At 72.3% G+C, this 26,926-nt stretch carries 25 protein-coding genes, 1 tRNA gene and 1 pseudogene; 17 read left to right on the top strand and 10 right to left on the bottom strand.

Annotated elements, in window-relative coordinates:
• Positions 1 to 5: 5 nt before the first annotated feature.
• A complete protein-coding gene (locus ACQ86L_RS01590; RefSeq protein ID WP_434317398.1) occupies positions 6 to 1,076 on the bottom strand; it encodes a tRNA (adenine-N1)-methyltransferase in 1,071 nt (356 codons plus the stop codon).
• Positions 1,073 to 1,777 carry an HAD family hydrolase gene (locus tag ACQ86L_RS01585; protein WP_434317397.1) on the bottom strand — a complete coding sequence of 235 codons (705 nt, stop codon included), beginning with the start codon at positions 1,775 to 1,777 and terminating at the stop codon, positions 1,073 to 1,075. Before ACQ86L_RS01585 ends, ACQ86L_RS01590 begins: the two co-directional genes overlap by 4 nt.
• A gap of 89 nt (positions 1,778 to 1,866) precedes the next feature.
• On the opposite strand from ACQ86L_RS01585, the gene ACQ86L_RS01580 reads away from it, so the two are divergent.
• Positions 1,867 to 2,808 carry a proteasome assembly chaperone family protein gene (locus ACQ86L_RS01580; RefSeq protein ID WP_434317396.1) on the top strand — a complete coding sequence of 314 codons (942 nt, stop codon included), beginning with the start codon at positions 1,867 to 1,869 and terminating at the stop codon, positions 2,806 to 2,808.
• Positions 2,809 to 2,862: 54 nt separating this feature from the next.
• Here ACQ86L_RS01580 and ACQ86L_RS01575 read toward each other — a convergent pair whose 3' ends face one another.
• Together ACQ86L_RS01575 and ACQ86L_RS01570 are read right to left on the bottom strand one after the other, a co-directional pair.
• Entirely contained in the window at positions 2,863 to 3,726 is an 864-nt protein-coding gene (locus ACQ86L_RS01575; RefSeq protein ID WP_434317395.1) for an undecaprenyl-diphosphate phosphatase, read from the bottom strand.
• 10 nt (positions 3,727 to 3,736) lie between these two features.
• Positions 3,737 to 5,056 carry a M20/M25/M40 family metallo-hydrolase gene (locus tag ACQ86L_RS01570; RefSeq protein ID WP_434317394.1) on the bottom strand — a complete coding sequence of 440 codons (1,320 nt, stop codon included), beginning with the start codon at positions 5,054 to 5,056 and terminating at the stop codon, positions 3,737 to 3,739.
• Between the two features lie 124 nt (positions 5,057 to 5,180).
• Between ACQ86L_RS01570 and ACQ86L_RS01565 the strand changes: the two genes are divergently transcribed.
• From ACQ86L_RS01565 to ACQ86L_RS01550, 4 genes are all read left to right on the top strand, one after another.
• Positions 5,181 to 5,266, top strand: a tRNA-Leu gene (locus ACQ86L_RS01565).
• Positions 5,267 to 5,321: 55 nt separating this feature from the next.
• Positions 5,322 to 6,290 (top strand): cation diffusion facilitator family transporter, encoded by a 969-nt coding sequence (locus ACQ86L_RS01560; RefSeq protein ID WP_434317393.1) that lies wholly within the window; start codon positions 5,322 to 5,324, stop codon positions 6,288 to 6,290.
• Between the two features lie 39 nt (positions 6,291 to 6,329).
• Positions 6,330 to 7,310: a helix-turn-helix transcriptional regulator gene (locus tag ACQ86L_RS01555; RefSeq protein ID WP_434317392.1), complete on the top strand. Its 981-nt coding sequence runs from the start codon at positions 6,330 to 6,332 to the stop codon at positions 7,308 to 7,310.
• Complete coding sequence (locus ACQ86L_RS01550) at positions 7,307 to 8,407, top strand: VIT1/CCC1 transporter family protein (RefSeq protein WP_434317391.1); 1,101 nt, start codon at positions 7,307 to 7,309, stop codon at positions 8,405 to 8,407. The genes ACQ86L_RS01555 and ACQ86L_RS01550 overlap by 4 nt, the downstream gene beginning before the upstream one ends.
• Positions 8,408 to 8,472: 65 nt before the next feature.
• On the opposite strand, the gene ACQ86L_RS01545 is transcribed toward ACQ86L_RS01550, so the two are convergent.
• Positions 8,473 to 8,955, bottom strand: a complete 483-nt coding sequence (locus tag ACQ86L_RS01545) for a DUF1707 domain-containing protein (protein ID WP_434317390.1) — start codon at positions 8,953 to 8,955, stop codon at positions 8,473 to 8,475.
• Between the two features lie 33 nt (positions 8,956 to 8,988).
• Positions 8,989 to 9,822 (bottom strand): aldo/keto reductase, encoded by an 834-nt coding sequence (locus ACQ86L_RS01540; protein ID WP_434318964.1) that lies wholly within the window; start codon positions 9,820 to 9,822, stop codon positions 8,989 to 8,991.
• A 174-nt stretch (positions 9,823 to 9,996) separates the two neighbouring features.
• Between ACQ86L_RS01540 and ACQ86L_RS01535 the strand changes: the two genes are divergently transcribed.
• The 7 genes and pseudogenes from ACQ86L_RS01535 (at position 9,997) to ACQ86L_RS01505 (ending at position 18,303) form a co-directional block, all read left to right on the top strand.
• Entirely contained in the window at positions 9,997 to 10,287 is a 291-nt protein-coding gene (locus ACQ86L_RS01535) for a DUF6504 family protein (protein WP_434317389.1), read from the top strand.
• A gap of 80 nt (positions 10,288 to 10,367) precedes the next feature.
• Positions 10,368 to 11,213 (top strand): DUF3097 domain-containing protein, encoded by an 846-nt coding sequence (locus tag ACQ86L_RS01530; RefSeq protein ID WP_434318963.1) that lies wholly within the window; start codon positions 10,368 to 10,370, stop codon positions 11,211 to 11,213.
• Between the two features lie 63 nt (positions 11,214 to 11,276).
• Positions 11,277 to 12,494 (top strand): hypothetical protein, encoded by a 1,218-nt coding sequence (locus tag ACQ86L_RS01525; protein WP_434317388.1) that lies wholly within the window; start codon positions 11,277 to 11,279, stop codon positions 12,492 to 12,494.
• Positions 12,495 to 12,559: 65 nt separating this feature from the next.
• Entirely contained in the window at positions 12,560 to 13,255 is a 696-nt protein-coding gene (locus ACQ86L_RS01520) for a hypothetical protein (RefSeq protein WP_434317387.1), read from the top strand.
• A gap of 88 nt (positions 13,256 to 13,343) precedes the next feature.
• Positions 13,344 to 14,054, top strand: coding sequence for a hypothetical protein (locus tag ACQ86L_RS01515; protein ID WP_434317386.1), 711 nt, complete (start codon positions 13,344 to 13,346; stop codon positions 14,052 to 14,054).
• The gene (locus tag ACQ86L_RS01510) at positions 13,976 to 14,836 is read left to right on the top strand and encodes a hypothetical protein (RefSeq protein ID WP_434317385.1); all 861 of its coding nucleotides are present in this window, start codon (positions 13,976 to 13,978) and stop codon (positions 14,834 to 14,836) included. Before ACQ86L_RS01515 ends, ACQ86L_RS01510 begins: the two co-directional genes overlap by 79 nt.
• A 75-nt stretch (positions 14,837 to 14,911) precedes the next feature.
• A pseudogene (locus ACQ86L_RS01505) lies at positions 14,912 to 18,303 on the top strand (error-prone DNA polymerase).
• 69 nt (positions 18,304 to 18,372) lie between these two features.
• Here the strand turns inward: ACQ86L_RS01505 and ACQ86L_RS01500 are convergent.
• Positions 18,373 to 18,924, bottom strand: a complete 552-nt coding sequence (locus ACQ86L_RS01500; protein WP_434317384.1) for a YceI family protein — start codon at positions 18,922 to 18,924, stop codon at positions 18,373 to 18,375.
• Between the two features lie 206 nt (positions 18,925 to 19,130).
• On the opposite strand from ACQ86L_RS01500, the gene ACQ86L_RS01495 reads away from it, so the two are divergent.
• Positions 19,131 to 20,039 carry a hypothetical protein gene (locus ACQ86L_RS01495; RefSeq protein ID WP_434317383.1) on the top strand — a complete coding sequence of 303 codons (909 nt, stop codon included), beginning with the start codon at positions 19,131 to 19,133 and terminating at the stop codon, positions 20,037 to 20,039.
• 18 nt (positions 20,040 to 20,057) lie between these two features.
• On the opposite strand, the gene ACQ86L_RS01490 is transcribed toward ACQ86L_RS01495, so the two are convergent.
• A complete protein-coding gene (locus tag ACQ86L_RS01490) occupies positions 20,058 to 21,212 on the bottom strand; it encodes a glycoside hydrolase family 3 N-terminal domain-containing protein (protein WP_434317382.1) in 1,155 nt (384 codons plus the stop codon).
• Between the two features lie 98 nt (positions 21,213 to 21,310).
• Between ACQ86L_RS01490 and ACQ86L_RS01485 the strand changes: the two genes are divergently transcribed.
• Complete coding sequence (locus tag ACQ86L_RS01485) at positions 21,311 to 22,147, top strand: UbiA family prenyltransferase (RefSeq protein ID WP_434317381.1); 837 nt, start codon at positions 21,311 to 21,313, stop codon at positions 22,145 to 22,147.
• Here ACQ86L_RS01485 and ACQ86L_RS01480 read toward each other — a convergent pair.
• Positions 22,134 to 23,543: an MFS transporter gene (locus tag ACQ86L_RS01480; RefSeq protein WP_434317380.1), complete on the bottom strand. Its 1,410-nt coding sequence runs from the start codon at positions 23,541 to 23,543 to the stop codon at positions 22,134 to 22,136. The two genes, ACQ86L_RS01485 and ACQ86L_RS01480, sit on opposite strands and share 14 nt — an antisense overlap.
• Positions 23,544 to 23,608: 65 nt before the next feature.
• Between ACQ86L_RS01480 and ACQ86L_RS01475 the strand changes: the two genes are divergently transcribed.
• Both ACQ86L_RS01475 and ACQ86L_RS01470 read left to right on the top strand, forming a co-directional pair.
• Positions 23,609 to 24,235, top strand: a complete 627-nt coding sequence (locus tag ACQ86L_RS01475; protein WP_434317379.1) for a hypothetical protein — start codon at positions 23,609 to 23,611, stop codon at positions 24,233 to 24,235.
• 13 nt (positions 24,236 to 24,248) lie between these two features.
• On the top strand, positions 24,249 to 24,455 hold the full coding sequence (locus tag ACQ86L_RS01470) for a DUF6186 family protein (protein WP_370053110.1): 207 nt from the start codon (positions 24,249 to 24,251) through the stop codon (positions 24,453 to 24,455).
• Here the strand turns inward: ACQ86L_RS01470 and ACQ86L_RS01465 are convergent, their stop codons facing one another.
• A complete protein-coding gene (locus ACQ86L_RS01465; RefSeq protein WP_434317378.1) occupies positions 24,456 to 25,724 on the bottom strand; it encodes an LCP family protein in 1,269 nt (422 codons plus the stop codon).
• 572 nt (positions 25,725 to 26,296) lie between these two features.
• Between ACQ86L_RS01465 and ACQ86L_RS01460 the strand changes: the two genes are divergently transcribed.
• Complete coding sequence (locus ACQ86L_RS01460; protein WP_434317377.1) at positions 26,297 to 26,926, top strand: hypothetical protein; 630 nt, start codon at positions 26,297 to 26,299, stop codon at positions 26,924 to 26,926.

The raw sequence follows: 26,926 nt of genomic DNA, 5'->3' as shown, positions 1-26,926 counted from the left end.
TCGTCTCAGGCGGCGCGCCTCACGACCTCAACCATGCTAGTCGACGTGCGGGTCGCGCTCGTCACCGGGCGCGTCGGCGTCGCCCGGGCCCCCGCGCCGCCCTCGCGCGCGAGCGTCGCGCTGGCCGCGGCCTCCCGCATCCGCTTGCGCAGGCTCTTCGGGCTGGACTGCCGCTCGCCCAGCGCGCCCGGGGTCCAGGCCTCGACGTCGGCGTCGTCGTAGTCGCTCTTCGACGGGCGGCGCTTGAGCTCGGGGAGGACCGTGTCCGGCGCCAGGCGGCGCGCGGTGATCAGGAAACCGGTGTGCGCGATCATCCGGTGGTCCGGCCGCACGGCGAGGCCCTCCACGTGCCAGCCGCGGACCATCGTCTCGCTCGACTGCGGGTGCGTGTAGTGGCCGGTGGCCCGGATCGCCTCCGCGACGCGGGAGAGCTGCGTGACGGTCGCGACGTAGCAGAGCACGACGCCGCCGGGCTTGAGCGCGGCGGTGACCGCGTCGAGGGTCTCCCACGGCGCGAGCATGTCGAGCACGACGCGGTCGACGCTCGCGGGCTCGACGGCGGCGGTCAGCTCCTCCTGGAGGTCGCCGACGGTGACGGTCCAGTTCTCGGGGTCGCTGCCGAGGAAGGTCGCGGCGTTGGCTCGTGCCACGTCGGCGAACTCCTCGCGTCGCTCGAACGACAGCAGGCGGCCCTGCGGGCCGATCGCGCGCAGCAGCCAGAGCGACAGGGCGCCGGAGCCGACGCCGGCCTCCACGACCGTGGCGCCGGGGAAGATGTCCGCCAGGGCGAGGATCTGCGCGGCGTCCTTCGGGTAGATGATCGCCGCGCCGCGGGGCATGGACATGACGAAGTCGTTGAGCAGCGGGCGCAGCGCCAGGTGCTCCACGCCGGCGTTGTTGACGACCACCGATCCGTCCGGCAGCCCGATGATGGCGTCGTGCGCGAGCACGCCGCGGTGGCTGTGGAACAGCTTGCCCGGCTCCAGCGTGATCGTGTTCATACGGCCCTTGGGACCGGTGAGCTGGACACGATCGCCCACCCGGAACGGGCCGGAACTGCGGCGCTCTTCAGTCATCGTGCGTCCTCCTGATCGATAGCGGCGCGCCGCCCGGCGGCCACGGCCGCGATGTCCTCGGCCGTGCGGCCCTCCAGCGTGTCCCACAGGGTGTGCTCGTCCGACTCCGGCAGCGGCACGATGTGCGGCACGCCGATCGTCGCGGCGCCGGAGGCCACGGCGGAGGACAGCCCGACCAGGGAGTCCTCGATCGCCACCGCGTCGCCCGGCTCGACGCCCAGCAGCTCGGCGGCGCGCAGGTACGGCGCCGGGTGCGGCTTGGGGTCGGCGACCTCGTCGCCGCTGACGATGATGTCGAACGCGTCGAACGGGATGGCCGCGACGATCTGCTCCGCCATGCTGCGGACCGACATGGTCACCAGCGCCGTGCGAACGCCCTGGTCGCGCAGCGATCTGAGCAGCTCCCGCGCGCCCGGACGCCACGGGACGCCCTGCTCGGCGAGCCGCTGCCGCACCCGCTCGGTCAGCCATTGCACGATCTCGTCCGGCTCCAGCTCCACGCCGCGCGAGCGCAGGATCTCGGCCGAGTTCCACAGCCCCAGGCCCACCAGCAGCAGACCGTCGTCGTGCGTCCAGACGCCGCCGAACGAGCCGACGAGCTCCTGCTCGGAGGCCATCCAGTACGGCTCGGTGTCGACGAGGGTGCCGTCCATGTCCCAGAAGACAGCGGCCGGCAGCGGGTTCGTGGTCAGATCGGTCACGACCGGCAAGTCTATCGCGACGGGGTCGGGGCCTATCCTGGTGAGAACGGCGGCCGACCGGCGCGCCGACGAGAGGACGAGTAGGCCACGTGACTGACGCGAAGAGCATCCTCGGCGGGCGCATCCTGGTGGTGGCCTTCGAAGGATGGAACGACGCAGGCGAAGCGGCGAGCGGCGCCGTCAAGACGCTCAAGGAGCAGCTCGACGTCGTCCCGATCGCCGAGGTGGACCCGGAGCTCTACTTCGACTTCCAGTTCAACCGTCCGGTCGTCACGGACGACGACGGCCGCCGGCGCCTGGTCTGGCCGTCCGCGGTCGTGATGGGCCCCGCGCGCCCCGGTCGCGTCGGCGACGCGCTCGCCGGCGACGCCGAGCTCGACGTGACCGGCGACAACGCGGGCAACATCTTCCTGCTGCTCGGCACCGAGCCGTCGCGGAGCTGGAAGAGCTTCACCGCCGAGATCATGGACGCGGCGCTCGCCGAGGACATCGGCGTGATCGTCTTCCTCGGCGCGATGCTCGCCGACGTCCCGCACACCCGTCCGATCTCCGTCTTCGCCACCAGCGAGTCGGCCGCCGTCCGGGCCGAGCTCGGGATCGAGCGCTCCACCTACGAGGGGCCGGTCGGCATCCTCAGCGCGCTCGCCGAGGGGGCGGAGGACGTCGGCATCCCGACCGTCTCGATCTGGGCGTCCGTGCCGCACTACGTGCACAACGCGCCGAGCCCGAAGGCCGTGCTGGCGCTCATCGACAAGCTGGAGGAGCTGGTCGACGTCACCATCCCGCGCGGGTCGCTGGTCGAGGAGGCCGCCGCCTGGGAGGCCGGCATCGACGCGCTCGCCTCCGACGACGAGGAGATGGCCGCCTACATCCAGCAGCTGGAGCAGGCGCGCGACACCGTCGACTCCCCCGAGGCGAGCGGCGAGGCGATCGCGCAGGAGTTCGAGCGCTACCTCCGCCGCCGCGGCGACGGGCGCGACGGCAGGGACGGACGCGACGGCAAAGCGGGCGACGACCCGCGCCGGGGCTGATTCCCGCGCGAATTCACCCGGCCGCCCTGGCTCCCCGGGCGTGTCGGGACGCCGTCAGTCGGCCAGCACGCCGGTCCCGAGCAACACCATCAGCAGCCCGCCGAGCGCGATCCGGTAGATCACGAACGGCAGGAAGCTGCGCCGTGAGATGTAGCCCATGAAGAAGGCGATCACGACGAGCCCGACCGCGAAGGCGACGACCGTCGCGGCCGCCGTCTCGACGGGGCCGAAGACCTCCGCGGTGCAGGTGCCCGCGGCTTCGAGCGCCGCGGTGCACGGCTCTTTGAACGCCTTGTAGAGCTGGTAGAGGCCGCTGCCGAAGACCGCGGGGATGGCCAGCAGGAACGAGTACCGCGCGGCAGCCCGGCGCTGGTAGCCCATGAACAGCCCGGCCGTGATCGTGCCGCCCGAGCGCGAGACGCCGGGGATGAGGGCGAGCGCCTGGGCGAAGCCGAAGATGATGCCGTGACCCCAGGTGAGCTCGCGCAGGCGGCGGGTCTTGGCTCCCACCCAATCCGCGATCCCGAGCAGGACGCCGAAGACGATGAGCGTCGTCGCCACGATCCAGAGCGACCGGAAGGTGGTCTCGATCGCGTCCTGGAAGAGCAAGCCGAGCACCACGATCGGGATGCTGCCGACGATGACCAGCCAGCCCATCCGCGCGTCGGGGTCGTTGCGCGGGATGCGGCCGAGGAGTGCCTGGAACCAGCGGGTGACGATGCGGGTGATGTCGCGCCAGAAGTACAGCAGCACGGCGGCCTCCGTGCCGAGCTGGATGATCGCGGTGAAGCGGGCGCCGGGGTCTGCGCCGGTCCCGAGCAGCGTCCCGACGATGCGGATGTGGGCGCTGGAGGAGATCGGCAGGAACTCGGTGAGTCCCTGGACGACACCCAGGATCAGGGCGTTGAGGAATTCCACGAAGGCTCTTTCAGTAGCTGCGCAGCAGGTCGCGCAGGACGGACCTGCCGAACACTAGTGCCTCCAGCGGGACCCGCTCGTCGACCCCGTGGAACATCCCGGGGAAGTCGAGGTCGCTCGGCAGCCGCAGCGGCGCGAAGCCGTAGCCGGTGATCCCGAGCAGGCTGAGCGCCTTGTTGTCGGTGCCCCCGGAGAGCAGGTACGGCAGCACGGGAGCGCCCGGATCGTGCCGCTCCAAAGTGCCGGTGATGGCGTCGACCAGCTCGCCGCCGAACTCCGCCTCCAGGCCGATGTCGCGGTGCATGATCTGCACCTCCACGTCGTCGCCGACCAGCTCGCGCACCTCGGCGAGCACGCGGTCCTCGTCGCCGGGCAGCGTGCGGATGTCGATGAGCGCCTCCGCCGTGTCGGGGATGACGTTGTGCTTGTAGCCGGCGTCCAGCAGCGTCGGGTTGCTGGTGGCGCGCAGGGTCGCGAGGATGAAGCCCGCCGCCGTGCCGGTGCGCAGCACGACCTCGTCGGGGCCCACCTGCTCCGGGTCGACGTCGAGCAGGCGGCCGAGCTCGGCGATCAGGCGGGACGTGGTGTCGGTGAGCTGGATCGGCCACTCGCGTCTGCCGATCGCGAGCACGGCTTCGGCGAGCCGGGTGATCGCGTTCTCGCGGATGAGCCGGGAGCCGTGCGCGGCGCGGCCGCGGGCGATCAGCTTGATCCAGACCAGGGACTTCTCCCCGGTCTGCAGCAGGTAGGCACGCTGTCCGCCGAGGTCGATGGAGTAGCCGCCGACCTCGCTGATGGCCTCCGTGGCGCCGGCGAAGAGCTGCGGCTGGGTGTCCACCAGGAAGTGCGAGCCGCGCCGGCCGCCGTCCTCCTCGTCGGCGAAGAAGGCGAGCACCAGGTCGCGCTCCGGCTGCTCGCCCGCGGCCAGGATGTCGCCGACCGCGGTCAGGATCATCGCGTCCATGTTCTTCATGTCGACCGCGCCGCGGCCCCAGAGCAGGCCGTCCTTGACGACGCCGCCGAACGGGTCCACCGACCAGTTTCGCGGGTCGGCCGGGACGACGTCGAGGTGGCCGTGCACCACGAGGGCGGGCTTCGCGGAGTTGCGCCCCTGCACCCGTGCGACCACGCTGGTGCGGCCGGGGTCGGACTCGAAGAGCTGCGGGGCCAGGCCCATCGCGCTCAGCCGCGCCTCCACGTACTCGGCGGCCTCGGTCTCGCCGTTGGACCGGCCCTCGCCGTAGTTGGTGGTGTCGAAGCGGATCAGGTCGCGCGCGATGATCGCGGTCTCGTCCAGCCCGGTCGCTGCGGTGTCGGTGGAGTCGGTCATCCCCCAACGCTACCGGGCGGCCCGTCACGCCACGCCCGGGGTGCGCGACGATGTCAGAGCGGAAGTCGGTTTCGTGCTAATGTCTTTCTTCGGCAGCCGGAAGCTTCGGCGGCCGGAAAACACCCGTCCGGGTGGCGGAAATGGCAGACGCGCTAGCTTGAGGTGCTAGTGCCCGTATAGGGCGTGGGGGTTCAAGTCCCCCTCGGACACAGACACCGAAGGCCCCGATCGAAAGATCGGGGCCTTCGGTCGTAGTGTGGCGGGCATGGCGAACCGTAAGCGCTCCGGGGAGAGTCTGTTCACCGTGCTGCTCGCGCTCGGCGCCAACATCGTGGTCGCGCTCGCGAAGACGGTCGCGGCGATCATCACCGGGTCCGCGTCGATGGTGGCGGAGGCCGCGCACTCCTGGGCGGATGCCGGCAACGAGGTCTTCCTGCTGCAAGCCGAGCGGCGCGCGGCCCGGCCGAGCGACGACCTCCACCCCAGCGGTTACGGCCGGGAGGCGTACGTCTGGTCGCTGTTCGCCGCCGTCGGGCTGTTCACCGCGGGCGCGGTCGTGTCGATCCTGCACGGGCTCTCGCAGCTCGGCACCGGCGAGCCGGACAAGGACTATCTGATCAACTACATCGTGCTCGCCGTGGCCTTCGTGTTCGAGGGCATCTCGTTCGCCCAGTCCTTCCGCCAGGCCAGGTCCATGGCGGCCGAACGCGACACCGGGACGCTGGAGCACGTGCTCAGCACGTCGAACCCGACGCTGCGCGCGGTGTTCGCGGAGGACGCCGCCGCGCTGATCGGGCTCGTGATCGCCTTCTTCGGCGTTCTGCTGCACGAGCTCACCGGCAACGCGGTGTACGACGCGGTCGGCTCCATCCTGGTCGGCATCCTGCTGGCGGTCGTCGCGGTCGTGCTCATCGACCGGAACCGCCGCTTCCTGCTCGGCGAACCGGCTCCGGACCGGGTGCAGCAAGCGGCGCTCGCCGCGATCCTCCAGCACCCGGAGGTCGAGCGGGTCACCTACCTGCACCTGGAGTACGTGGGGCCGGAGCGGGTGTTCCTGGTCGCGGCCGTCGACCTGGTGGGCGACGACCGGGAGGCGGACGTCGCCGACGACCTGTATGCGGTCGCGCAGTCGCTGGAGCGCAACGAGCACGTCGCGGAGGCGGTGCTGACGCTGTCCAAGCGCGGCGCTCCCGCCCTCCTCCCGCGGGACTCCGACACGGAGGACCTTCGATAGCGGACACATCCTGACCGGTTCACGCGGCAGACTGGGCGCATGGCCAGCACCGGTTCGCGCACCCTCCAGCTCCTGTCGCTCCTGCAGACCCACCGGTACTGGCCGGGCCAGGAGCTCGCCGACCGGCTGGAGGTGTCGCCGCGCACCCTCCGGCGCGACGTGGAGCGGCTGCGCGACCTCGGCTATCCGGTCGACGCCACGCGCGGCGTCGCGGGCGGCTATCAGCTGGCCGCCGGTGCCTCGCTGCCTCCGCTCGTCGTGGACGACGAGGAGGCCGTGGCGCTCGCGGTCGGCCTGCGCACCGCGGCGCAGAGCGGCGTCGCCGGGGTCGCGGACGCGTCCGTCCGGGCGCTGGCCAAGGTGGTGCAGGTGATGCCGCCGCGCCTGCGCCGCAGGGTGGACGCCCTCCGTGTCGCCACGCTCGCCTCCGAGCTGCGGCCCGGCCCGGTGGTCGACGCCGAGCTGCTGACCGTCGTCGCCCAGGCCTGCCGCGACGAGGAGCGGCTGGTTTTCTCGTACGTGCGGCGGGACGGGGACCCGTCGGAGCGCACGGTGGAGCCGCACCGGCTGGTCTCGGTCGGGCGGCGCTGGTACCTCGTCGCGTACGATCTCGGCCGGTTCGACTGGCGGAGCTTCCGACTCGACCGGATGGCCGAGCCGCGGCCGACCGGAGCGCGGTTCCGGCCGCGGACCCTGCCTGCGGCCGACGCCGCGGAGTACGTCCGGGACTCGCTCGCCGAGGCGGTTGAATCCCTCGTCGTGGACGCGGTGATCGCGGCTCCGCTCGCCGACGTGGAGAAGGCCATCGGGCGCTGGGCGGAGGCCTCACCCGAGGCCGCGGCGGCGGACGGCACGGCACGCACCCGCGTTCGCATCACCGCGGACTCCCCCGAGTGGGCGCTGTTCGGGCTGGCCGCGGTCGCCGCGCCCTTCACGATCGAGGGGCCTCCCGAGGTCCGCGAGCTGGCCGCCGTCTGGGGCGACCGGTTCGCCGCCGCCGGTAGACTCGTCACCCGATGAGCACCCCCGAGCCCTCCCCCGTCCCGCGCACCCCGACGCACGCCGACATCAAGCGCTGGCGCCAGTACCTGGCCGACGAGCGTGCAGAGGCCGCCGTCTACCGCGACCTCGCCGGCCGTCGCGAGGGCGAGGAGCGGGAGATCCTGCTCGCGCTCGCGGAGGCCGAGCGCCGCCACGAGCAGCACTGGGTCGACCTCCTCGGCGACCAGGTGGGCCGCCCGCTGCGCGGCGACATCCGCACCCGGATGCTCGGCTTCCTGGCCCGCCGGTTCGGCTCGGTGTTCGTGCTCGCGCTCGCACAGCGGGCGGAGGCGCGCTCGCCGTACTCGGACGACGCCGACGCAACGCCGCAGATGGCGGCGGACGAGCAGGTGCACGAAGAGGTCGTGCGCGCGCTCGCCGCCCGCGGCCGGCAGCGGCTCTCCGGGACGTTCCGCGCGGCCGTGTTCGGCGCCAACGACGGCCTGGTCAGCAACCTCGCGCTCGTCCTCGGTGTGGCCGCGAGCGGCGTCCCGAGCCACGTCGTCCTGCTCACGGGCATCTCCGGCCTCCTCGCCGGCGCGCTGTCGATGGGCGCGGGCGAGTACGTGTCCGTGCGGTCGCAGCGCGAGCTGCTGGAGGCCTCCAGCCCGAACCCGGCGACGAGCTCGGCGCTGTCCCACCTCGACGTGGACGCGAACGAGCTCACGCTCGTCTACCGGGCGCGCGGCATGGACCAGGCGGAGGCGCAGGAGCACGCCCACGAGGTGCTGACGACCCTTGGCGCCTACACGTCACCGGTCGCTGTGCCCGGCGCCGTCGAGGACGACCACGAGGCCGTCGGCAACGGCTGGAGCGCCGCCGTGTCGAGCTTCTGCTTCTTCGCCTCCGGCGCGCTCATCCCGATCCTGCCGTTCATCTTCGGGCTGACCGGCACCGCGGCGATCGTGGTCGCCGCCGTGCTCGTCGGCCTGGTGCTGCTCGGGACCGGCGCGATCGTCGGACTGCTGTCGGGCGCGTCGCCGCTGAAGCGCGCGCTGCGGCAGCTCGCGATCGGCTACGGCGCGGCGGCCGCGACGTACCTGCTGGGGCTGCTGTTCGGCGCGACCGTCGGCTGACGCGCTCCCACATTCGTGCCGAATGGCGCGAATGACGGCGCGAAAGCCGCCATTCGTGCCGAATGTCAGCGCCTCCGGCCGTCGACGCCGTACACGAGCGCGCCGGCGAGCGGGATGAGCAGGAACCACAGCCAGCTGTACGCGTAGCCCCAGGCCATCCCGGTCAGGAAGAACAGGATGACCGCGACGAACGGCATGATCGAGACGACGAGCAGCCCCCAGCGGGTGACCGGCCGGCCGTGCTCGCCGGGCGCCGGCGGGTAGCCCCACGGGCTCGGCCCCGGCTGGGACGCCTGCCACGCGGCGGCAGCCGGCGCGCTCGGTGCGGCGCCGTCGCCATCCAAGTGCAGCACGCCCGGGAGGTCGGAGAACAACGGCTGGAGGTCGCCGCGCGTGACGGCCGACCGTGCGGCGGCGACGCGCGCCTCCAGCTCGGCCTCGCTCAGCCTCCCCTGCGCGGCGTGCGACTGCAGCGCGGCGACGGCGCGCTCCCGTTCGTCGTGGCTGAGGCGCAACGACGCGTTCGACGGATCCCCGAAGTCTGTCATGCGGTCAGTATGGCAGGGCGCGCCACCCGATGATCACCGGGGACGCGCGCTGGTTTCCAGCCTGTCGAGCTCCTCGCGGCTGAGGCGGATGCGTGCGGCGGCGACATTCTGTTCGAGGTGCGCGATGTCGCCGGTGCCGGGGATGGCCAACACGTTCGGGCCCTGGTGGAGGGTCCACGCCAGCCTGATCTGCGCCGTGCTCGCGCCGTGCCTGCTCGCGATGTCCGTCACGACCGGATTCGTCTCAGCGGAGCGTCCGCGCTCTCCTGCCGTCCCCGCCATCGCGAAATACGGCACGAAGGCGATGTGTCGGCGGGTCGTCTCGTCGAGGACGGCCAGCGCCTCCGGTGTGCGCTGGTCCAGCCCGAAGCGGTTCTGGACGCTGACGACCGAGGCGATACCGGCCGCCTCGGTGAGTTGTGCTGTCGAGACGTTCGAGAGGCCCAGATTGCCGATGAGACCCTCGGCCTGCAACTCCGCAAGGGCGCCGAAGTGCTCACCGACGGAGCCTGAGCCGAAGGCTCGCAGATAGACGAGGTCGAGCCGGTCCCGGCCGAGTTGGCGCAGGTTCTCCTCCACCTGCCCACGCAACTGATCCGGTCGGGCCGGGTCCGCCCATTCGCCGGACGCGTTCCGGGACGGACCGACCTTGGTGGCGATGACGAGATCGTCGTCCTGGTCGGGGAACGCGGCGTTGATCAACTCGTTGGCCGATCGCAGTGCGGAGAAGTAGAACGCGGCCGTGTCGAAATGAGTGACCCCCAACTCGCGAGCGCGCCGCAGCACCGCGATGGATTCGGCGCGGTCCCGGCTCGGGCCCTGTCCGAAAGCCGCAGCGGATGCCAGCCGCATCGCCCCGAAGCCCATCCGGCTCACTCGCAGGGTTCCGAGCCGCCACCCGGGATCTGTTTCCTGCACCTCGTCAACTACGACCACGTCGTCTCCTCGCCGTCTCCCCGGGTGGTCAGTCTCACACACATCGCGCGGACGGGTTTACACTTGCATTCGAACATACGTTCGATTCGAGAGGAACCCGAGCCCATGACCGATATCGACGAGGCGGTGGCCGTGTGGACCACCGAGGACGGCATCCCGACCCGCCTGGTCTGGCGCTCCACGCGCTACCGGGTGAGCGACACCCCGACCGTGTGGGCGGAGATCTGCGCGTGGTGGCGCCCCTTCGGCGAGCACCGGTACGGCGTCGGCGTGCTGCCGCGGGAGATCGGCGGCTGGCGCTTCCAGGCGACCAGCGACGGCGGGGTGGCGCACGTGTTCGACGTGCGGCACGACGCGGACGACCGGAGCTGGCGGCTGGTGCGGATCTTCGATTGAGGCTTGGGGCGCGCATCCCACCTTCACGCGGGGAGCCTCCCCCACCCCACCCCGCCCATCCCCTAGCCTCCTTCAACGTGATGGACGACGACCGCTACGGCTCCGATGTGCTGGCCACCGACTGGAAGAACGCCGGCCGGAAGGCCGTGCCGACGGTGGAGGCCGTGCGCGACCTCGTGGTCGAGGAGGCCGGCACCGGGTTCTGCGGCGCGATCGTCCGGCTGGAGGCGCAGACCGTCGAGCTGGAGGACTACTTCGGGGCGAAGCGCGTGTTCCCTATCGGCGCCTCCTTCCTGATCGACGGGGAACCCGTGCGGCTCGTCGTGCCGAGCCGCGCCCCGGCCGGGCGTGGGCGCACGGCCTCCGGATCGTTCGCGGTCGGCGAGCAGAAGGCGCGCGTCGCCCGCGCCAGCCGCATCTTCGTGGAGGGCCGCCATGACGCAGAGCTGGTGGAGCGCGTCTGGGGTGACGACCTCCGGGTGGAGGGCGTCGTCGTGGAGTACCTGGAGGGTGTGGACGACCTGGACGCGATCGTGCGCGAGTTCGCTCCCGATCGCGGCCGCCGCGTCGGCGTGCTGGTCGACCACCTGGTCCCCGGATCCAAGGAGAGCCGGATCGCCGAGAAGGTGGCGCGCGGGCCGTTCGGCGCGCACGTGCTCGTGGTCGGCCACCCGTACATCGACATCTGGCAGGCCGTGAAGCCCGCGCGGGTCGGGCTGGAGGCCTGGCCGGCCATCCCCCGCTCCATCGAGTGGAAGCACGGCATCTGCGAAGCGCTCGGCCTGCCGCACGAGACGCAGGCGGACATCGCGCGGGCCTGGAAGCTCATCCTCGGCCGGGTGCGGACGTTCGCCGACCTGGAACCGGAGCTGCTCGGGCGGGTGGAGCGGCTGATCGACTTCGTGACGGAGCCGGTGGCGCGGTAGGGGCGGGCACTTCCACCGTCGGTTCCGGCGGCGCTATCCTGCCTCGAAACGAGGGGGTCCCACGTGTCCGACGTCGGCCTGGCAGACGAGCTCGAACCGCTTCCTGGCGTCGAGGCCTTCGAGAGCGAGTTGCCGTCGGCGCTGGCGTCGCGGGCGGCGCAGTACCTCGGGATGGCGACCTACGCGTTCGGGAGCCCGGCGGCCGCGGCCGCGCTCCAAGACGAGGGCGACGAGCTGGCGATCCCGCAGCTCGCTGCGGCAGGCGAGGAGGTCGACTCCGTCCGGTACGCGCAGGAGCGGCTCGACGAGTCGACCGACATCGCGCTCGCCGACCGAGGCCTGCCCGGCTTCGACGGAGGTCCGGGCAGCTCGGAGACGGCGTCGCTGCTGTGGCAGGAGGTCGACGGCACGCGCCGCCCGGAGGTCCTGGTCGCCCTGCTCAACCTGCGCCAGCGCGCGGGAGGGGTCGAGGGCGCCGCGGCGGCGGCCGCGCTCCTGGGACTGTCGCGGGGTGAACTCCGGGTCAGCGCCGAGCTCCTGAGCGCGGCCGCGGGCTCCTCCGACGAACTGGAGCGCGGGATCGCGCTCGCCGCGCTCGGGCCGGAGCCGGTGCCGGGGCCGGCGCCCGTGCCGGGGCCGGGACCGACCGCCCCTGTGCCGCTCGGGGCGAGCGTGAGCACGACCATCCACGGCACCTGGGGGCTCGTCGCGGACGACGACGGCTGGTACGTGCCGGGCTCCCCGATGCACGACTTCCTCCGGGATCGGGTCAGGGACGACCTGTACGACTCCCGGCCCGACTACTTCATGTGGAACGGCGGCTACTCGGACGCGGACCGTGGGCAGGGCGCCGCCGACCTCCCGGTCTGGACCCGCCGGGTCTCGCCGCAGAACGACCGGCTGGACACGGTCTTCGCGCACAGCCACGGCGGCAACGTGGCGCTGTCGGCGGCCGCCGCGGGCCAGGGGATCCGGCTCCTCGTGCTGCTGCACACCCCGGCCATCGAGCGGCCGGACGCCGAGTGGGCGGCCATCCGGGCGAAGGTGGGCGGCGTGGTCGTGATGCGGACCCGGCTGGACCTCGTCGTGCTGGCGGACGGCACCCGGCACTGGACGAGCCGGCTGAAGTTCGACCCGCAGAAGCTTCCGCACTTCCCCGTGATGGTGCACTGGCGGCGGCGGGAAGGCTACTTCGACCACTCGTACTTCGTGAAGCGGGAGAACTGGGAGCGGTACAACCTGCCCGACATCGTCCAGTCCCGCCGGCTCTACGCGGTCTGATCGCGCGCACTTCAGCGCGCCAGAATACATTTGCGGTATTCGAACATGTGTTCGAAAATAGAGGTATGTCCCTTGCCGTGGCACCCGCCTTCCCCGACCCGGTCGCCGACCGGGCGCAGGTGCACGAGCTGCAGTCGCGCATCCGCCAGATGCAGGCGACGAAGCTCGACGCGCGGACGCTGGAGACGCATCCCGCGCTCGCCGCGCTGCTGCCCGGCGGGGCGCTCAAGGCCGGCGCCGCCTACACGGTGCACGGCTCCACCACGCTCCTGATGGCGATGCTCGCCGGGCCGAGCGCCGCGGGCGCCTGGTGCGGGGTGGTCGGGATGCCCGACTTCGGGGCGGAGGCCGCCGGGCGGTTCGGCATCGACCTGGAGCGGCTCGTGCTGGTGCCGCATCCCGGGCGGCAGTGGCTGACCGTCACCGCCGCGATGGCCGACGTGCTCGGCGTGATCGCCGTCGCGCCCCCGGAGCGGCCGAAGAGCGGCGACGTCGCCCGGCTGACCGCACGGCTGCGGCAGCGGGAGGCCACGCTCGTCGTCGCCGGCGACTGGCCGCAGGCGGAGGCAGCGCTCTCCGTCGTCCGCAGCGGCTGGGACGGCCTGGGCGCCGGCGCCGGCTACCTCTCCTCCCGGCGGGTGACGGTGGAGGCCGCGCCGCGCGGCGGGGCGGGGCCGCGGCGGCGCGCCGAGCTGTGGCTGCCCGCGGTGGACGAGACGTTCCGCGCCTCCGCGCCCACCCGGCTGGAGGCGGTGAGTTAGGTGCGGCAGGTCACCCGCGCGATCGTGCTCTGGTGCCCCGACTGGCCGGTCATCGCCGCCCGGCAGCGCCTGGAGCTGCCGGCGGATCGTGCCGCTGGCGCTGGTCGAGAAGGGGATGGTGTTCGCCTGCTCCTCCCACGCGCGCGCCGACGGCGTCACCCGGGGGCTGCGGGTCAGGGAGGCGCAGTCGCGCTGCCCGCAGCTGGAGATCGTCCTCTACGACCCGGTGCTGGACGCCCGCGCCTTCGAGCCGGTGCTGACCGCCATCGAGGAGATCACGCCGGGCGTCCAGGCGGTGCGGCCGGGCACCTGCGTGTTGCGGGCGCGCGGTCCGGCGCGCTACTACGGCGGCGAGGAGGCCGCGGCCGCCGAGCTGCTGCGCTGCCTGGAGGCGCTGGAGGACGAGCTCGGGCTCGCGCTCGGGGACGTGCGGATCGGGATCGCCGACGGGCCGTTCGCCGCCGAGCAGGCCGCGCGCTCCACGGGCATCGCGCAGACCGCGCCCCGCGTCCGCGTCGTCCCGCCCGGCGGCTCCCCGCCTTCCTCGCCCCGCTGCCGGTCGCCCAGCTCGGCCTCACCGAGCTCACCCCGCTGCTGCGGCGGCTGGGCCTGCGCACCCTCGGCGACCTGGCGCGGCTCGACCGGCTGGACGTCCGGGAGCGGTTCGGGGAGCGCGGCGAGCACGCCCACGACCTCGCCAGCGGGATGGACGGCGCCGCTGTGGTGCCGCGCACCCCGCCGAAGGTCCTGGACCGCGCGATCGAGTTCGAGCCTCCCCTCGACCGGGTCGACCAGGTGACCTTCGCGTTCCGCGGCACGGCCGAGCAGTTCGTGGCCGGGCTCACCAAGGCCGGGCTGGTCAGCACGTCGCTGCGCATCGAGGTGACGGACGAGCGCGGCCACGTGAGCGAGCGGAGCTGGCAGCACCCCCGGCTGTTCTCGGCCTCCGACGTGGTCGACCGGGTGCGCTGGCAGCTGCAGGGCTCCGGCTCTATCGACTCCGGGCTGGCCTCCCCGATCGCGAAGGTCGCCGTCGCGCCGGAGGCCGTGGACGACATCGGCCACCACGAGGACGGCCTCTGGGGCGGCGGCGCGGACGAGCGCATCCACCACGGCCTCACCCGCGTGCAGGGCATGCTCGGCCACGACGCCGTCGTCACCGCCACGATCGGCGGCGGCCGGGCGCTGTCCGACCGGCAGGTGCTCGTGCCGTGGGGCGACCGGCCGGTGGGCGTCGCCCGCTCCGACCGGCCGTGGCCGGGGTCGCTGCCGGCGCCCGCGCCCTCCACAGTGTTCGAGGTGCCGCGGCCGGTGGCGGTGCTGAGCGCGTCCGGGGAGCCGGTGGAGGTCACCGACCGCGGCGACGTCACCGCGCCGATCGTGTCCTTCTCCCCCACCGGCGCCGCCCGCGACGCCCGCCCTGTGGACTCCTGGGCCGGGCCGTGGCCGGTGCGCGAGCGCTGGTGGGACGCCAGCCTCGCGCGCGCCATGCACCGCTTCCAGCTGGTCGACGCCGACGGCACCGCCTGGCTGCTCTCCCTCACCGGCACCGCCTGGTTCGCCGAGGCCCGCTATGACTGACACCTATCTGACAGGACACGCCGCGTGGGCGACCGTCGAGACGGCGTGTCCTGTCAGTTCGATGGAGGGTGACTGATGGGCTGGAACAACCCGCCGATCCCGTGGGCCGAGTTCGAGAGGCGGCTGAGCGGGCGGCGCACGAGCGAGCAGGAGCAGCCGGAGCGGCCGTCCTCCCGCAAGCGGCAGAAGTACGTCGCGCAGCCGATGTCCGACGAGCCCGACGAGGGCCACGTCCCCTACGCCGAGCTGCACGCGCACAGCACGTTCAGCTTCCTCGACGGTGCCAGCGCGCCGGAGGAGCTGCTGGAGGAGGCCACCCGGCTCCGCCTGCACGGCCTCGCCCTCACCGACCACGACGGCTTGTACGGCGTCGTCCGGCTCGCCGAGGCCGCGGAGGCCTACGAGCGCGTCAAGACCGTGTTCGGCGCCGAGCTGTCGCTCTCGCTCAGCCGGCCGCAGAACGGCGAGGCCGACCCGGAGGGCAGCCACCTCGTCCTGCTCGCCCGGCAGCAGCCCGGCTACCACCGGCTGGCCGCCGCGATCACCGCGGGCCAGCTCGCCGGCGAGGAGAAGGGCCGGCCGGTGTACGACCTCCCGAGCCTCGCCGAGCAGTCCGGCGGCGAGTGGATGGTGCTCACCGGCTGCCGCAAGGGCGACGTGCGCCTCGCGCTGGCCGAGCACGGCGAGCAGGCGGCCGAGCGGGAGGTCGCCCGGCTGGCCGAGCTGTTCGGCCGCGACAACGTGCTGGTGGAGCTGATCGACCAGGGCGGCCCGCGCGACACCACCGACAACGACGTGCTCGCCCGGATCGCCGGCCGGCTCGGCCTCCCGGTCGTCGCCACCAACAACGTCCACTACGCCACGCCCGCCCAGTACCCGCTCGCGACGGCGATCTCTGCGGTGCGCGCCCGGCGCAGCCTGGACGAGATGGACGGCTGGCTGCCGGCCTCCGCCTCCGCCCACCTGCGCAGCGGCCGGGAGATGGCCGCCAGATTCGCGCGCTACCCCGGCGCTGTCGAGCGCACGGCCGACATCGCGGACGACCTGGCGTTCCGGCTGCGCAGCGCCCGGCCGCGGCTGCCGAAGCAGGAGGTCCCGGAGGGCCACACCCCGATGAGCCGGCTGCGCGAGCTCACCTGGCGCGGCGCCGCCGAGCGCTACCCCGACCTCGACCGCGACCCCGCCAAGCGCGAGCGGATCGAGCGCGAGCTCGACGTGATCGAGGCGAAGGACTTCCCCGGCTACTTCCTCATCGTCCACGACATCGTGCGGTTCGCGCGCAGCCGCGGCATCCTCTGCCAGGGCCGGGGCTCGGCGGCGAACTCGGCGGTGGTCTACCTGCTCGGGATCACCGCGGTCGACTCGATCAAGTACGACCTCCCGTTCGAGCGCTTCCTCTCCTCCATGCGCGAGGAGGAGCCGGACATCGACGTCGACTTCGACTCCGACCGGCGCGAGGAGGTCATCCAGTACGTCTACGCCAAGTACGGCAGGCACAACGCCGCCCAGGTCGCCAACGTCATCACCTACCGGCCGAAGAACGCCGTGCGCGACATGGCGAAGGCGCTCGGCCACTCCACCGGGCAGCAGGACGCCTGGAGCAAGCAGATCGACTCGTGGAGCAAGGTCACGACCACCGACGAGCACGACATCCCCGAGGCCGTGGTCGACCTGGCGCAGCAGGTGCTGAAGTTCCCGCGCCACCTCGGCATCCACTCCGGCGGGATGGTGCTCACCGACCGGCCCGTCGGCGAGGTGTGCCCGATCGAGCACGCCCGCATGGAGAACCGCACCGTGCTGCAGTGGGACAAGGACGACTGCGCCTGGATGGGCCTGGTCAAGTTCGACCTGCTCGGGCTGGGGATGCTCTCCGCGCTCGACTACTCCATGCGGACCATCGAGGCGTCGCTCGGCGAGGCGTGGACGCTGGACAGCATCCCGAAGGAGGAGGCCGGCGTCTACGACATGCTGTGCCGCGCCGACTCGATCGGCGTGTTCCAGGTGGAGAGCCGCGCGCAGATCGGCACACTGCCGCGCCTGCAGCCGCGCAGCTTCTACGACCTCGTGATCGAGATCGCGCTGATCCGTCCGGGCCCCATCCAGGGCGGCGCCGTGCACCCGTACATCCGCCGCAAGCTCGGCAAGGAGGACGTGACCTACCTGCACCCCGCGCTGGAGCCGGTGCTGGAGCGGACGCTGGGCGTGCCGCTGTTCCAGGAGCAGCTCATGCAGATGGCCGTCGCGGTGGGCGACTGCACCGCGGAGGACGCCGACCTGCTGCGCCGGGCGATGGGCTCCAAGCGCGGCGTGGAGAAGATCGGCGCGCTGCGGGCGAAGCTCTACGAGGGGATGGCGCACAACGGCATCGTCGGGGACGACGCCGACGCGATCTACGCGAAGATCGAGGCGTTCGCCAACTTCGGCTTCGCCGAGAGCCACGCGATCAGCTTCGCGCTGCTGGTCTACGTCAGCTCCTGGATGAAGCTGCACTACCCCGGCGCGTTCCTCGCGGCGCTGCTGCGCGCGCAGCCGATGGGGTTCTATTCGCCGCGCACGCTCACGGCCGACGCCCGCCGGCACGGCGTGGTGGTGCGCCGGCCCGACATCCAGCTCTCCGGGGTGTTCCCGCTGCTGGAGGCCATCGACCCGGCGCGGCAGGGACCGACCGGCACGGACCCGTGCCTGGAGCACGACCAGCCCCCGGTCGGCGGCTTCGACCGTACCGTGCCGCTCGACTTCGCCGCGCACCGCCGCGACGCCGGGCACGCGGTGCGGCTGGGCCTGGCGGGGGTGACCTCCATCGGCGAGACGCTCGCGGGGCGGATCGTGGCCGAGCGCGAGGCGTCAGGACCCTACCGCGACCTGAGCGACCTCTCCCGCCGGGTCGGGCTGACGGTGGCGCAGCTGGAGGCGCTCGCCGCGGCCGGCGCCTTCGAAGGCTTCGGGCTGTCTCCGCGGCAGGCGATCTGGGAGGCCGGCAACGCCGCCCAGGAGCGCCCGGAGTTCCTGGCGGGCACCGCGATCACGGTGCAGCCGCCGCTGCTGCCGATGCTCTCCCCGCCGAGCAGCTCGCGAGCGACCTGTGGGCCACCGGGATCTCCACGGACGACCACCCGATCCGCTTCCTGCGCCCCGGGCTGGCGGCGCGCGGCGTCCGGGCGGCGGACACGCTCTCGGTCGCCGAGTCGGGGCGGCGCATCGAGGTGGGCGGCGTGGTCACCCACCGGCAGCGACCGGCGACGGCGGCAGGGGTGACCTTCCTCAACCTGGAGGATGAGACCGGCCTGGTGAACGTCATCTGCCCGGTCGGGGTGTGGAACCGCTACCGCCGGGTCGCCAGGCAGGCGCCCGCGATGATCGTGCGCGGCATCCTGGAGCGCAGCGAGGAGGGCGTGGTCAACGTGATCGCCGATCGCCTGGAACCCCTCGACACCGCCATCCGCACCACCTCCCGCGACTTCCGTTAACGCCGAAGGGCACGTCGTTGTCACTTTCACGGGGAAAAAGTGACAACAACGTGCCCTTCAGAGAGGAGGTCAGGCCTGTGCGAGCACGGCCTGGAGCTCGAGGGTGATGGTGACGTCGTCGCCGAGCAGCATGCCGCCGGTCTCGAGCGCGGCGTTGTACGTGAGGCCGAAGTCCTCACGGTTGACCTTGGTCTTCGCGGTCGCGCCGGCCTTGTAGTTGCCGTACGGGTCCTGGCCGAAGCCGCCGAAGTCGAACTCGAAGGTGACCGGCTTGGTCACGCCCTTGATCGTGAGGTCGCCGTCGACCAGGAACTCGCCGTCCTCGTGGCGCACGCCGGTGGAGACGAAGTCGATGGTCGGGAACTCCTCGGCGAGGAAGAAGTCGCCGGTGCGCAGGTGCGCGTCACGGTCGGAGTTCTTGGTGTTGATGGAGGCCACGTGGGCCTTCGCGGAGACGGTCGACTCCAGCGGGTTCTCTGCGGTGACGAAGGTCGCGTCGAAGTTCTCGAAGACGCCCTTGACCTTGCTGATCATGAGGTGGCGGATGCTGAAGCCGACCTCGCTGTGCACGGGGTCGATGGTCCAGGTGCCGGCCTTGTATCCGGGGATGTCGATGCTCATTCGGTTTCTCCTTGCTCGAAGCTTGCGCATGTCGGACGCTGTCAGGTTCATGCAACCGTATGGATTCCGGGGCTATTCCGAACTCGCGAAAAAAGTTGACACGACATCCATTCTCATCCTGGGGACGGATGTGTCTCGGCGCGGCGATCCGTAGCATTTTCAGTGTTGTTATGTTTCATGCCAGAGCGAGTACAGGAGAACCGACCATGTCGACACCCTTCCCCAACGGCCCGGATCCGCGCCCGACACGCCGGACGATCGTCGGCGCGGCCGCCTGGGCCGCCCCGGCCATCGCCCTCACGACAGCCTCCCCGGCGCACGCGACGTCGACCCCCGGCGTCATCGCGTTCGTCGACCCGGAGGACCTGATCGGCAGCGGGCACACCGCACAGCTGGCCGTGCGGTTCACCCCCGCGCCGGGCGAACGGCCCCCGGCCTCCGTCTCCGTCGGCTACGGCACGCCCGGCATCGTGGACGGCCCCACCGCCGTCGCCACCGGCGGCGCGACGCTCATCGCCCTCCCAGTGACCGGCCTCGACAGGAACGGCTCCACCACCATCACCGTCAGTGCGCCCGGTTACCTGCCCGCCACCACCACGCTGACGGTCACCTACAACGACGGGCTGTTCTTCATGGCGCGCAACTCGCCGTTCGGCGTCGCGTCATCGAGCAACACCCTGACGCCGACGACCTCGCACGGCCTCCGCACCGTGTCGGCGGACGGGACGATCACCGACACCTGGACCGGACGGTGGCAGTACGCGTCGACCTCCGCGTCGAACACCTTCACCCCCGCGGGCACCCTCTTCGGCGGGGGCATCGGCGCCCCGAAGGCCATCACCGGCAGCATCGACTGGCGCCTCGACGTCCACACGACTGCCAGCCCTAACCTGCGTTGGAAGGAGCAGTCCGGGTTCGCGTTCTCCGGGATGCCGATCGGCGGCACGTTCCAGTCCGGACGCAGCTCCAGCGTCGGCGGACTCATCCTGATGAGGGTCGTCCCCGCGGTGCGCGGAACCCGGTCGAACACCGCCAACCCGGGCGGATCGGCGTTCTTCAGCTGGACCTTCCCGCGGTTCCCGAAGTACCGCGCGATGTGGCTCATCGAGTACTGACGACCACCGCCCGGCCGGTCACCCGCGTGCTGCGAGCGACGCCCGCAGGACGAGCAGCGCGCGGGCGTCCGCGTCCACCTGGGCGAGCGGGAGCCGCCCGGACTGCACCGCGGCGACCACCGGGTCGATCAGGGCGTCCGGGTCCTCCGCGCCCTGGATCATCAGCACCATCGTGTTGCCCGCCGCGAGGGCGGCCACCGCGTTCGCGCCGGCGTCCTGGTACTGCGGCAGCCCGGTGTCCTGCAGCATCCGGAGGTCGTCGGTGATGGTCACGCCGTGGAAGCCCAGCTCGTCGGTGAGGATGCGGTGCCAGGCCGGCGACAGGGAGGCCGGCGCCGCGTCCACCCCGCTGTAGGCGAGGTGGCCGAACATCACCACCTCCGCGCCGGCCGCGATGCCCGCGCGGAAGGACGGCGCGTCCTGCGCGGCCCAGCGGGCGTGGTCGACGGCGGCGGTCGGGACCGTATGGTGCGAGTCGGCCTCCGTCTCGCCGTGGCCCGGGAAGTGCTTGAGCGTGCTGAGCACCGTCCCGCGCTCCCCTGTCACCGACGCCGCCACCCGCGCTGCGGCGGAGGCCGGGTCGGTTCCCAGGATGCGGTCTGCGATGAACGAGTGCGGGTCGGCCGTCACGTCGGCGACCGTCCCGAAGTTGAGGTTCACGCCGGCCTGCTTCAGGAGCGCGGCGCGCTGGGCGAACGCCTGCTGCGTCGCCGCGGGCGGCAGCGACCGCAGTGCCTCGGCCCCGGGCTGGCCGTCCCACGGCAACCGGGTCACGTCGCCGCCCTCCTCGTCGATCCCGACCAGCGGGGGCAGCGCGGGGTCGGAGGCGCGGGTCGCCGCGGTCTCCGCCGCGAGTGCCTGCGGCGTCGCGGGGATGTTGTCCGGCATCAGGATGACGCCGCCCAGGCCGTAGCGGTCCACGAACTGGCGCAGCGCCGCCGGATCGGTGCCGGGCGCGTGCAGCATGAACAGGCTCGCGACTTTCTGGCGGAGGGTCATATTCCGCAGGCGTTCGTCCGCGTAGCCCTGAAGCGGGTCGGGCGCCGACGAGGCCCGCACTGCCGGAGTCGGCGTGGCCTCCCGAGGGTGCGCCGAGCCGCTGGCCGCGCACCCGCCGAGCGTCGTCGCGAGCACCAGGAGGGCGGCGGCCGTCATCCCTCGGGCGCGGCGCATCCCCCGATGGTAGCCCTCAGCCCTTGACGGCCCCTCCGAGTGCCGCCGTGCCCGCCGTGCCGTCGCCCTCCCGCGGCGGCGCGTCCTACGATGACGGGATGGCGTCCAAGCCGATCTCGCTGCTGCTCGCCAGCCACCCTGGACCCACCGCGGTGGTGACGGTGGTCGCCGTCGGCCTCGGCATCGGCCTCGGCTACCCGCCCGGCCGGCTCGCCGTCCTGGCCCTCGCGATCCTGCTCGGGCAGCTGTCGATCGGCTGGTCCAACGACTGGCTCGACGCCGCCCGGGACCGGGAGGTCGCGCGGGCGGACAAGCCCGCGGCGCGCGGCGACGTGCCGCTCGGCCTCGTGCGCGCGTCCGCGTTCGTCGCGCTCGCCCTCTCGCTGGCCGTCACCGCGTTCCTCGGCGCCGGGGCGCTGATCGCGCACGCGGTCGCGATCGCGGGCGGCTGGGCCTACAACCTCGGGCTCAAGTCGACCGCCGCGTCCTTCGTCCCGTTCGCCGTCAGCTTCGGGCTCCTCCCCGCGATCGCGACGCTCGGCCAGGAGCAGCCGGCGTGGCCGGCGCCGTGGGTCCTCGCGGCCGGTGCGCTGCTCGGCGTCGCGGCGCACGTCACCAACGTGCTGCCCGACCTCGCCGACGACGCCCGGACCGGCATCCGCGGCCTCCCGCACCGCCTCGGCGCGCGGGCCAGCGGGCTGCTCGCGTTCGGCTGCCTGGCCGTCGCGACCGTGCTGATCACGTTCGGGCCGGGACTCCCGGTGCGTCCGCTGCTCCTCGTCGGCCTCGCGATCGGGCTGGCGGCCGTCGTCGCGGGCGTCGTGCTGCTGCTGCGGCGCAGCCCGACCCGGCTGCTCATGCAGCTCATCATGACCTGCGCGGTCGTCGACGTGGCGATGCTGGCCCTGGCCGGCCAGTCGATCACTTCGGGATAGCGGGAGGCCTCTCGACCGCCGTCGCGATCGGCTCAGCGGCCGGCTCGTGGTTGCGGATGCCGATGGCCGACACCACGCCGCCGACGATGAGCAGGCCCGCCGTCGCGAGCATCGCCCGGTGCATCCCGTCCACGTCCAGCTTCTGGCCGATCACGATGCCGGCCATCGCGACCGTCAGGAGCCCGGCGATGCGGGCGACCGCGTTGTTGACCGCGGAGCCGATGCCCGCCTGGCCCGGGTGGATGGAGCCCAGGATCGCGCTCGTCAGCGGCGCGACCGTCATCGACAGCCCGACGCCGAACAGCAGCACCGCGGGCAGCAGCTCGAACCAGTAGTCCACGCTGGTGCCGACCATCAGCAGCCAAAGGAAGCCTGCCGAGGCCACGATCGGCCCGACCGCCATGAAGAACCGGGGGCCGTACTTCCCGGCCAGGCCGCCGAAGTAGCTGGACAGCAGCAGCATGCAGAGCGTCGAGGGGATGAACACGAAGCCCGCGACGAACGCCGAGAACCCGGCGACCTGCTGCAGGAACAGCGTCACCATGAGCGGACCGAACGACAGCGCGCCGTAGACGAACGCCGTGGCCAGGTTGCCCACCCAGAAGTTGTGCACCGAGAACAGGCCCAGGGGCAGCATCGGCTGCTTCACCCGCGTCTCGGCGAAGAAGAAGCCGATCAGCGACAGCACCCCGACCACGAACGGGATCCAGACCCGCGGGCTCTCCCACCCGTAGGTGCCCTGCTCGATGAGTGCGAACACCGTCCCGGCCAGACCGACCGACCCGAGCACGGCGCCGAGGATGTCGACGCGGCCGCCCATCCCCTTGTCGGTGTCGCCGAGCGTCCACATGAGCACGAGCGTCACCGCGATGGGCACCACGTTGATGACGAACACCCAGCGCCAGGACAGCGCGTCCACGAAGAACCCGCCGACCACCGGGCCCGCGATCATGGCGATGCCGGTCCACGCCGTCCAGCGCCCGATCGCCTTGGCCTGGGCCGGCCCCTCGAACCGGGAGATGATGATGGCCAGCGACGAGGGGACGAGCAACGCTCCCGCCACGCCCTGGAGGGCCCGCGAGAGCACCAGGAACACCCCGCTCGGCGCGAACGCGCACAGCAGCGACGTGATCCCGAACCCGATCAGCCCGACGTAGAGGATGCGCTTGCGCCCGAACACGTCGGAGAGCGAGCCGGCGATCAGGATCAGCGAGCCGAGCGTCACCAGGTAGGCGTCGACCACCCACTGCTGCAACGGCAGTCCGCCGCCGAGCTCCCGGTCGATCGCGGGCAGCGCCACGTTGATGACGGCGCCGTCGAGGAACGCCACGAAACTGGCCAGGATCGCGATCAGCAGGACGCGCAGCTGCAGGGACGTCATCTTCTCGGTGGCCATGTGCTCATTCAACGTCCCGGCGTGCTGATCGCGCAAGCACGCGCGCCGGGCGTACGGTTTGCGTCGTGTCAGAGTTGTCGCGCTCCGAGCGATCCTCCGGCCGGCGACGGCCGGACCCGACCACGGTCATGCGGGCCGGCTGGATCGGCGTGCTCGTGATCACGGCGGTCTTCCACGCCGTGCGCGGCGCGCCGGTGGACTCCGCGATCTACGTCGCCGGGGCGGCGGTGCTCACGCTCGACGCGCTCGGCTGGCTGCGCGTCCCGCTGCGGATGCCCGCCGCCCGCGACACCGTCTCCCGCCGCGTCCTCGCCGGGACGCTGATCGCGGTCGCGTCCCTGACGCTCGGCTTCACCCCGCTCTACAGCCCGGCGGACACGGCGATCGTCGTCGGGCTCGGCGTTCTGCTGCTGCCGGTGGCCTGGGCCGACCGGACCAGGGCGGAGGCGCGGCCGCCCGGGTCGGCCGTGCGCCGCGCGGCGATCCTGTGGTCGATCGTCCTCGTCGCCGGCTGCCTGTGGGAGATCGGCGTGTTCTTCCTCGGCCGGGACCTCTCGGGGAGCACGACCGCCTACCCGGCGCTCTCCGATCTGCTCGACCCTGTGCTGGCCTGGCCGCCGGCGCGGGTGCTGCTGGTCGCGTGCTGGCTGCTCGGCGGGTACGCACTGCTGCGGCGCGGGAGGCCGGCATGAACGGGAGGCCGGCATGAGGTGGGTCACCATCGGCGGCTTCGTGCTGTGCGGCCTTCTGATCGTGGCGCTCGTCGTCCAGTCCCGGCGCCGTCCCGACCGGATCGCGCCGCTCGGCAGCCTCCTCGACCGCGTGATGGCCGACCGCGCGGCGCGAGTCACCATCCTGCTGTTCTGGTGGTGGATCGGCTGGCACTTCCTGGTCACGCCGCCGACAGTGTGACTAGTTGTTGCCCTTCGTGCAGGTCTGCTGCGCGGCCGTCTGACCGGTGACGTTGGAGGGCAGCTCGACCGCGCCGGACGAGTTCGTCGGCGCGGGCGTCCCGGTGCCGGTCGGTGCGGCGGGCGCGGTCTGCGGGGCAGCGCTCTCCGTGGCGGTGGGCGTCGGCGTCGCCGTCGCGCTCGGGTCCTCCGCGGCGCGTCCGGTCGTGCCGGTGAGGGCCACCGGCTGGTCGTTGACCAGCGCGTTGTTCACCGCGGTGGAGGCCTCCTCGTCCGGGATGACGCGGTTGACGTTCTGCGGATCGGACACGGCCGGATACTGCAGGAAGACCATGTTCTGCAGCCCGGTGTCCTTCAACGCGAGCGCGATCTCCACCAGGGTCGTCGGGTTGGTGAGCGTCTCGGACGGCGTGACGTTCTGCACAGCGGCCTTGGCGAGCGCGTACAGCTGCACCGGGTTGCCGAGCACTCCCCCGCTCACGATCTTGCGCGCGAGCGCGGAGAGGAAGACCTGCTGGTTGGAGATGCGGCCGAGGTCGCTGCCGTCGCCGACGCCGTGCCGGCTGCGCAGGAACGAGAGCGCCTGGTCCCCCACGAGCGTGCTCTCCCCCGCCGGGAGGTCGAGCGGCGGGTTGGTGTAGTCGTCCTTCACCTTCGACGCCAGGCACACCGTCACGCCGCCGACCGCCGTCGACATCGCGCTCACGCCGTCGAAGTTGATGACGGCTGCGAACGGGATCGTCACGCCGGTGAGCTTCTCGACCGTCAGCACGACGCAGGCCAGCCCGCCGCGCGACAGCGACGTGTTGAACTGCGCATACGACGACCCGCTCACCGTGTCCTTGCCGTCCGGCGTCGGGCAGGTGGGGATGCGCACCATGAGGTCGCGCGGGAAGCTGACCACCATCATGCTCTTGTGGTCCTGCGCGATGTGCAGCAGCATCGTCACGTCGTTGTTGCCCGCGCCCGAGCTGGCGTCCTGCTCCGCGGCCGAGTTGTAGACGCCGCCGAGACCCGTGCGGCTGTCGGTGCCCGCCAGCAGCAGGTTGACGCCTCCCGGGATGGCGCCCACGTTCGGGATGTCCTGCGGTACAGCCGTGTGACCCGGCAGCGTGACGAGGGTGACGCCGTGCTTGACCGAGCGAGCGACGTCCCACACCGCGTATGCGGCGACCGAGAAGCTGCTGACCACGGCCACCGCGACGACGCCCGCGAGCAGCTTCGACAGCGAGGCGATCAGCCTCCGCCGGGGCAGCCTCCCGTGCCGCACCGGCGCGGGCCGCGCGCACGCTGCTGACGGCGAGGCAGGTCGGTCATGCGGATCCCCCGGTGCGGTTCGACGAACGGAACTGGGTGAATCCTAAGCGATGGGCGCTTTCCTGCGCTGCGGGGGCACGCGGGTACAGCGGAGGCGCGGGGCACGGCGCGGCTGTCGGCGGCGCCGGAGGCCGCGGACGCCCTGCGCCGGGTGCCCGTCGCCGGGAGGGTCGCCGGCGTCCACAGCGCGCGCATCCGCGGAACCACCGACGGCATCCGCGTCACGGTCGAGTCCCCACCCGTGAGGTGAGAGCCCGCGGCCCCTCCCCGCCGGCGAATCTCACCCGTACGTGAGCCGCGACCGCCCCCGCGACACGCCCGGGCGCGGCAAGGGTGAAAGCCCAGACGATTCCCGCGCCTCCCACTGCGATCGCCGCCGGTCCACTCCGCGGAGAATCCCGGATTTCTGCGCCGGAGCATCGGATTCACGCGGTGCTACCGTCACGTCCCTGATGACGGCGAGGCCGTCCGAGACACCAAGGGAGAGCAATGACGCAGCAAGCCGCCGCGCCCGAGAAGCGCGGAATGTCCAGGAGAACCAAGGCGGTGATCGGCCTGGGCGCCGTCGTCGCCGTCGCGGCCGGGATCACCGCCGCCGCCTTCACCGACTTCGCGAACCTGAACCTCGGGGCGAACGGGATCGGCGCCGATCAGTACAACATCCAGGTGGTCGACACCGACCCCGTCACCGGTGCGCAGATCCCCGGCTCGTGGCAGGAGGCGAACACCCCGGCCGGCGCGCCGATCGAGCTCGTCGGAGCGAACACGCTCTTCCCCGGGAGCACCCCGATCTCGGTCGACATCCCCGTCAGGAACGCGTCCGCGACGCTGAACTCGACGTTGTCGCTCGGGCTCATGCAGCTCCCGGACGCACCCCCGGACGTCACCGATCCGAACTACCTGGCCAGCCTGCGGTTCACGATCACACAGCCGGCGACCTCCCTGGGGGCGACGCCGATCAGCGTGACCGACCAGACGTACGCCCAGCTCAGCACCCTCGCGCTCAACGGCCTCGCCGCCGGCGAGCAATCGGACGTCACCATCGAGGTGCGGCTGCTCACCCAGGCGGAGTCGGGGTCCACCTACACCGACAACGACCTGAACGGCTCCAAGGCCTACATCCAGGCTCAGTTCAACGGCACCTCGACTCCCTGA

It is taken from the genome of Leifsonia sp. P73, assembly GCF_051059105.1.
Taxonomy (GTDB): Bacteria; Actinomycetota; Actinomycetes; order Actinomycetales; family Microbacteriaceae; genus Leifsonia.
The sequence above is the reverse complement of the archived record's forward strand: the minus strand, read 5'-3'. Positions and strand labels throughout refer to the sequence as shown.

Excerpts from the sequence above, each read along its gene's own strand:
- ACQ86L_RS01520 (WP_434317387.1), top strand. The coding sequence starts at position 12,560 with ATGTCCCTTGCCGTGGCACCCGCCTTCCCCGACCCGGTCGCCGACCGG.
- ACQ86L_RS01535 (WP_434317389.1), top strand. The coding sequence starts at position 9,997 with ATGACCGATATCGACGAGGCGGTGGCCGTGTGGACCACCGAGGACGGC.
- ACQ86L_RS01560 (WP_434317393.1), top strand. The coding sequence starts at position 5,322 with ATGGCGAACCGTAAGCGCTCCGGGGAGAGTCTGTTCACCGTGCTGCTC.
- ACQ86L_RS01485 (WP_434317381.1), top strand. The coding sequence starts at position 21,311 with ATGGCGTCCAAGCCGATCTCGCTGCTGCTCGCCAGCCACCCTGGACCC.
- ACQ86L_RS01490 (WP_434317382.1), bottom strand. The coding sequence starts at position 21,212 with ATGCGCCGCGCCCGAGGGATGACGGCCGCCGCCCTCCTGGTGCTCGCG.
- ACQ86L_RS01470 (WP_370053110.1), top strand. The coding sequence starts at position 24,249 with ATGAGGTGGGTCACCATCGGCGGCTTCGTGCTGTGCGGCCTTCTGATC.
- ACQ86L_RS01530 (WP_434318963.1), top strand. The coding sequence starts at position 10,368 with ATGGACGACGACCGCTACGGCTCCGATGTGCTGGCCACCGACTGGAAG.
- ACQ86L_RS01540 (WP_434318964.1), bottom strand. The coding sequence starts at position 9,822 with ATGGGCTTCGGGGCGATGCGGCTGGCATCCGCTGCGGCTTTCGGACAG.
- ACQ86L_RS01545 (WP_434317390.1), bottom strand. The coding sequence starts at position 8,955 with ATGACAGACTTCGGGGATCCGTCGAACGCGTCGTTGCGCCTCAGCCAC.
- ACQ86L_RS01460 (WP_434317377.1), top strand. The coding sequence starts at position 26,297 with ATGTCCAGGAGAACCAAGGCGGTGATCGGCCTGGGCGCCGTCGTCGCC.
- ACQ86L_RS01550 (WP_434317391.1), top strand. The coding sequence starts at position 7,307 with ATGAGCACCCCCGAGCCCTCCCCCGTCCCGCGCACCCCGACGCACGCC.
- ACQ86L_RS01590 (WP_434317398.1), bottom strand. The coding sequence starts at position 1,076 with ATGACTGAAGAGCGCCGCAGTTCCGGCCCGTTCCGGGTGGGCGATCGT.
- ACQ86L_RS01555 (WP_434317392.1), top strand. The coding sequence starts at position 6,330 with ATGGCCAGCACCGGTTCGCGCACCCTCCAGCTCCTGTCGCTCCTGCAG.
- ACQ86L_RS01570 (WP_434317394.1), bottom strand. The coding sequence starts at position 5,056 with ATGACCGACTCCACCGACACCGCAGCGACCGGGCTGGACGAGACCGCG.
- ACQ86L_RS01495 (WP_434317383.1), top strand. The coding sequence starts at position 19,131 with ATGTCGACACCCTTCCCCAACGGCCCGGATCCGCGCCCGACACGCCGG.
- ACQ86L_RS01500 (WP_434317384.1), bottom strand. The coding sequence starts at position 18,924 with ATGAGCATCGACATCCCCGGATACAAGGCCGGCACCTGGACCATCGAC.
- ACQ86L_RS01480 (WP_434317380.1), bottom strand. The coding sequence starts at position 23,543 with ATGGCCACCGAGAAGATGACGTCCCTGCAGCTGCGCGTCCTGCTGATC.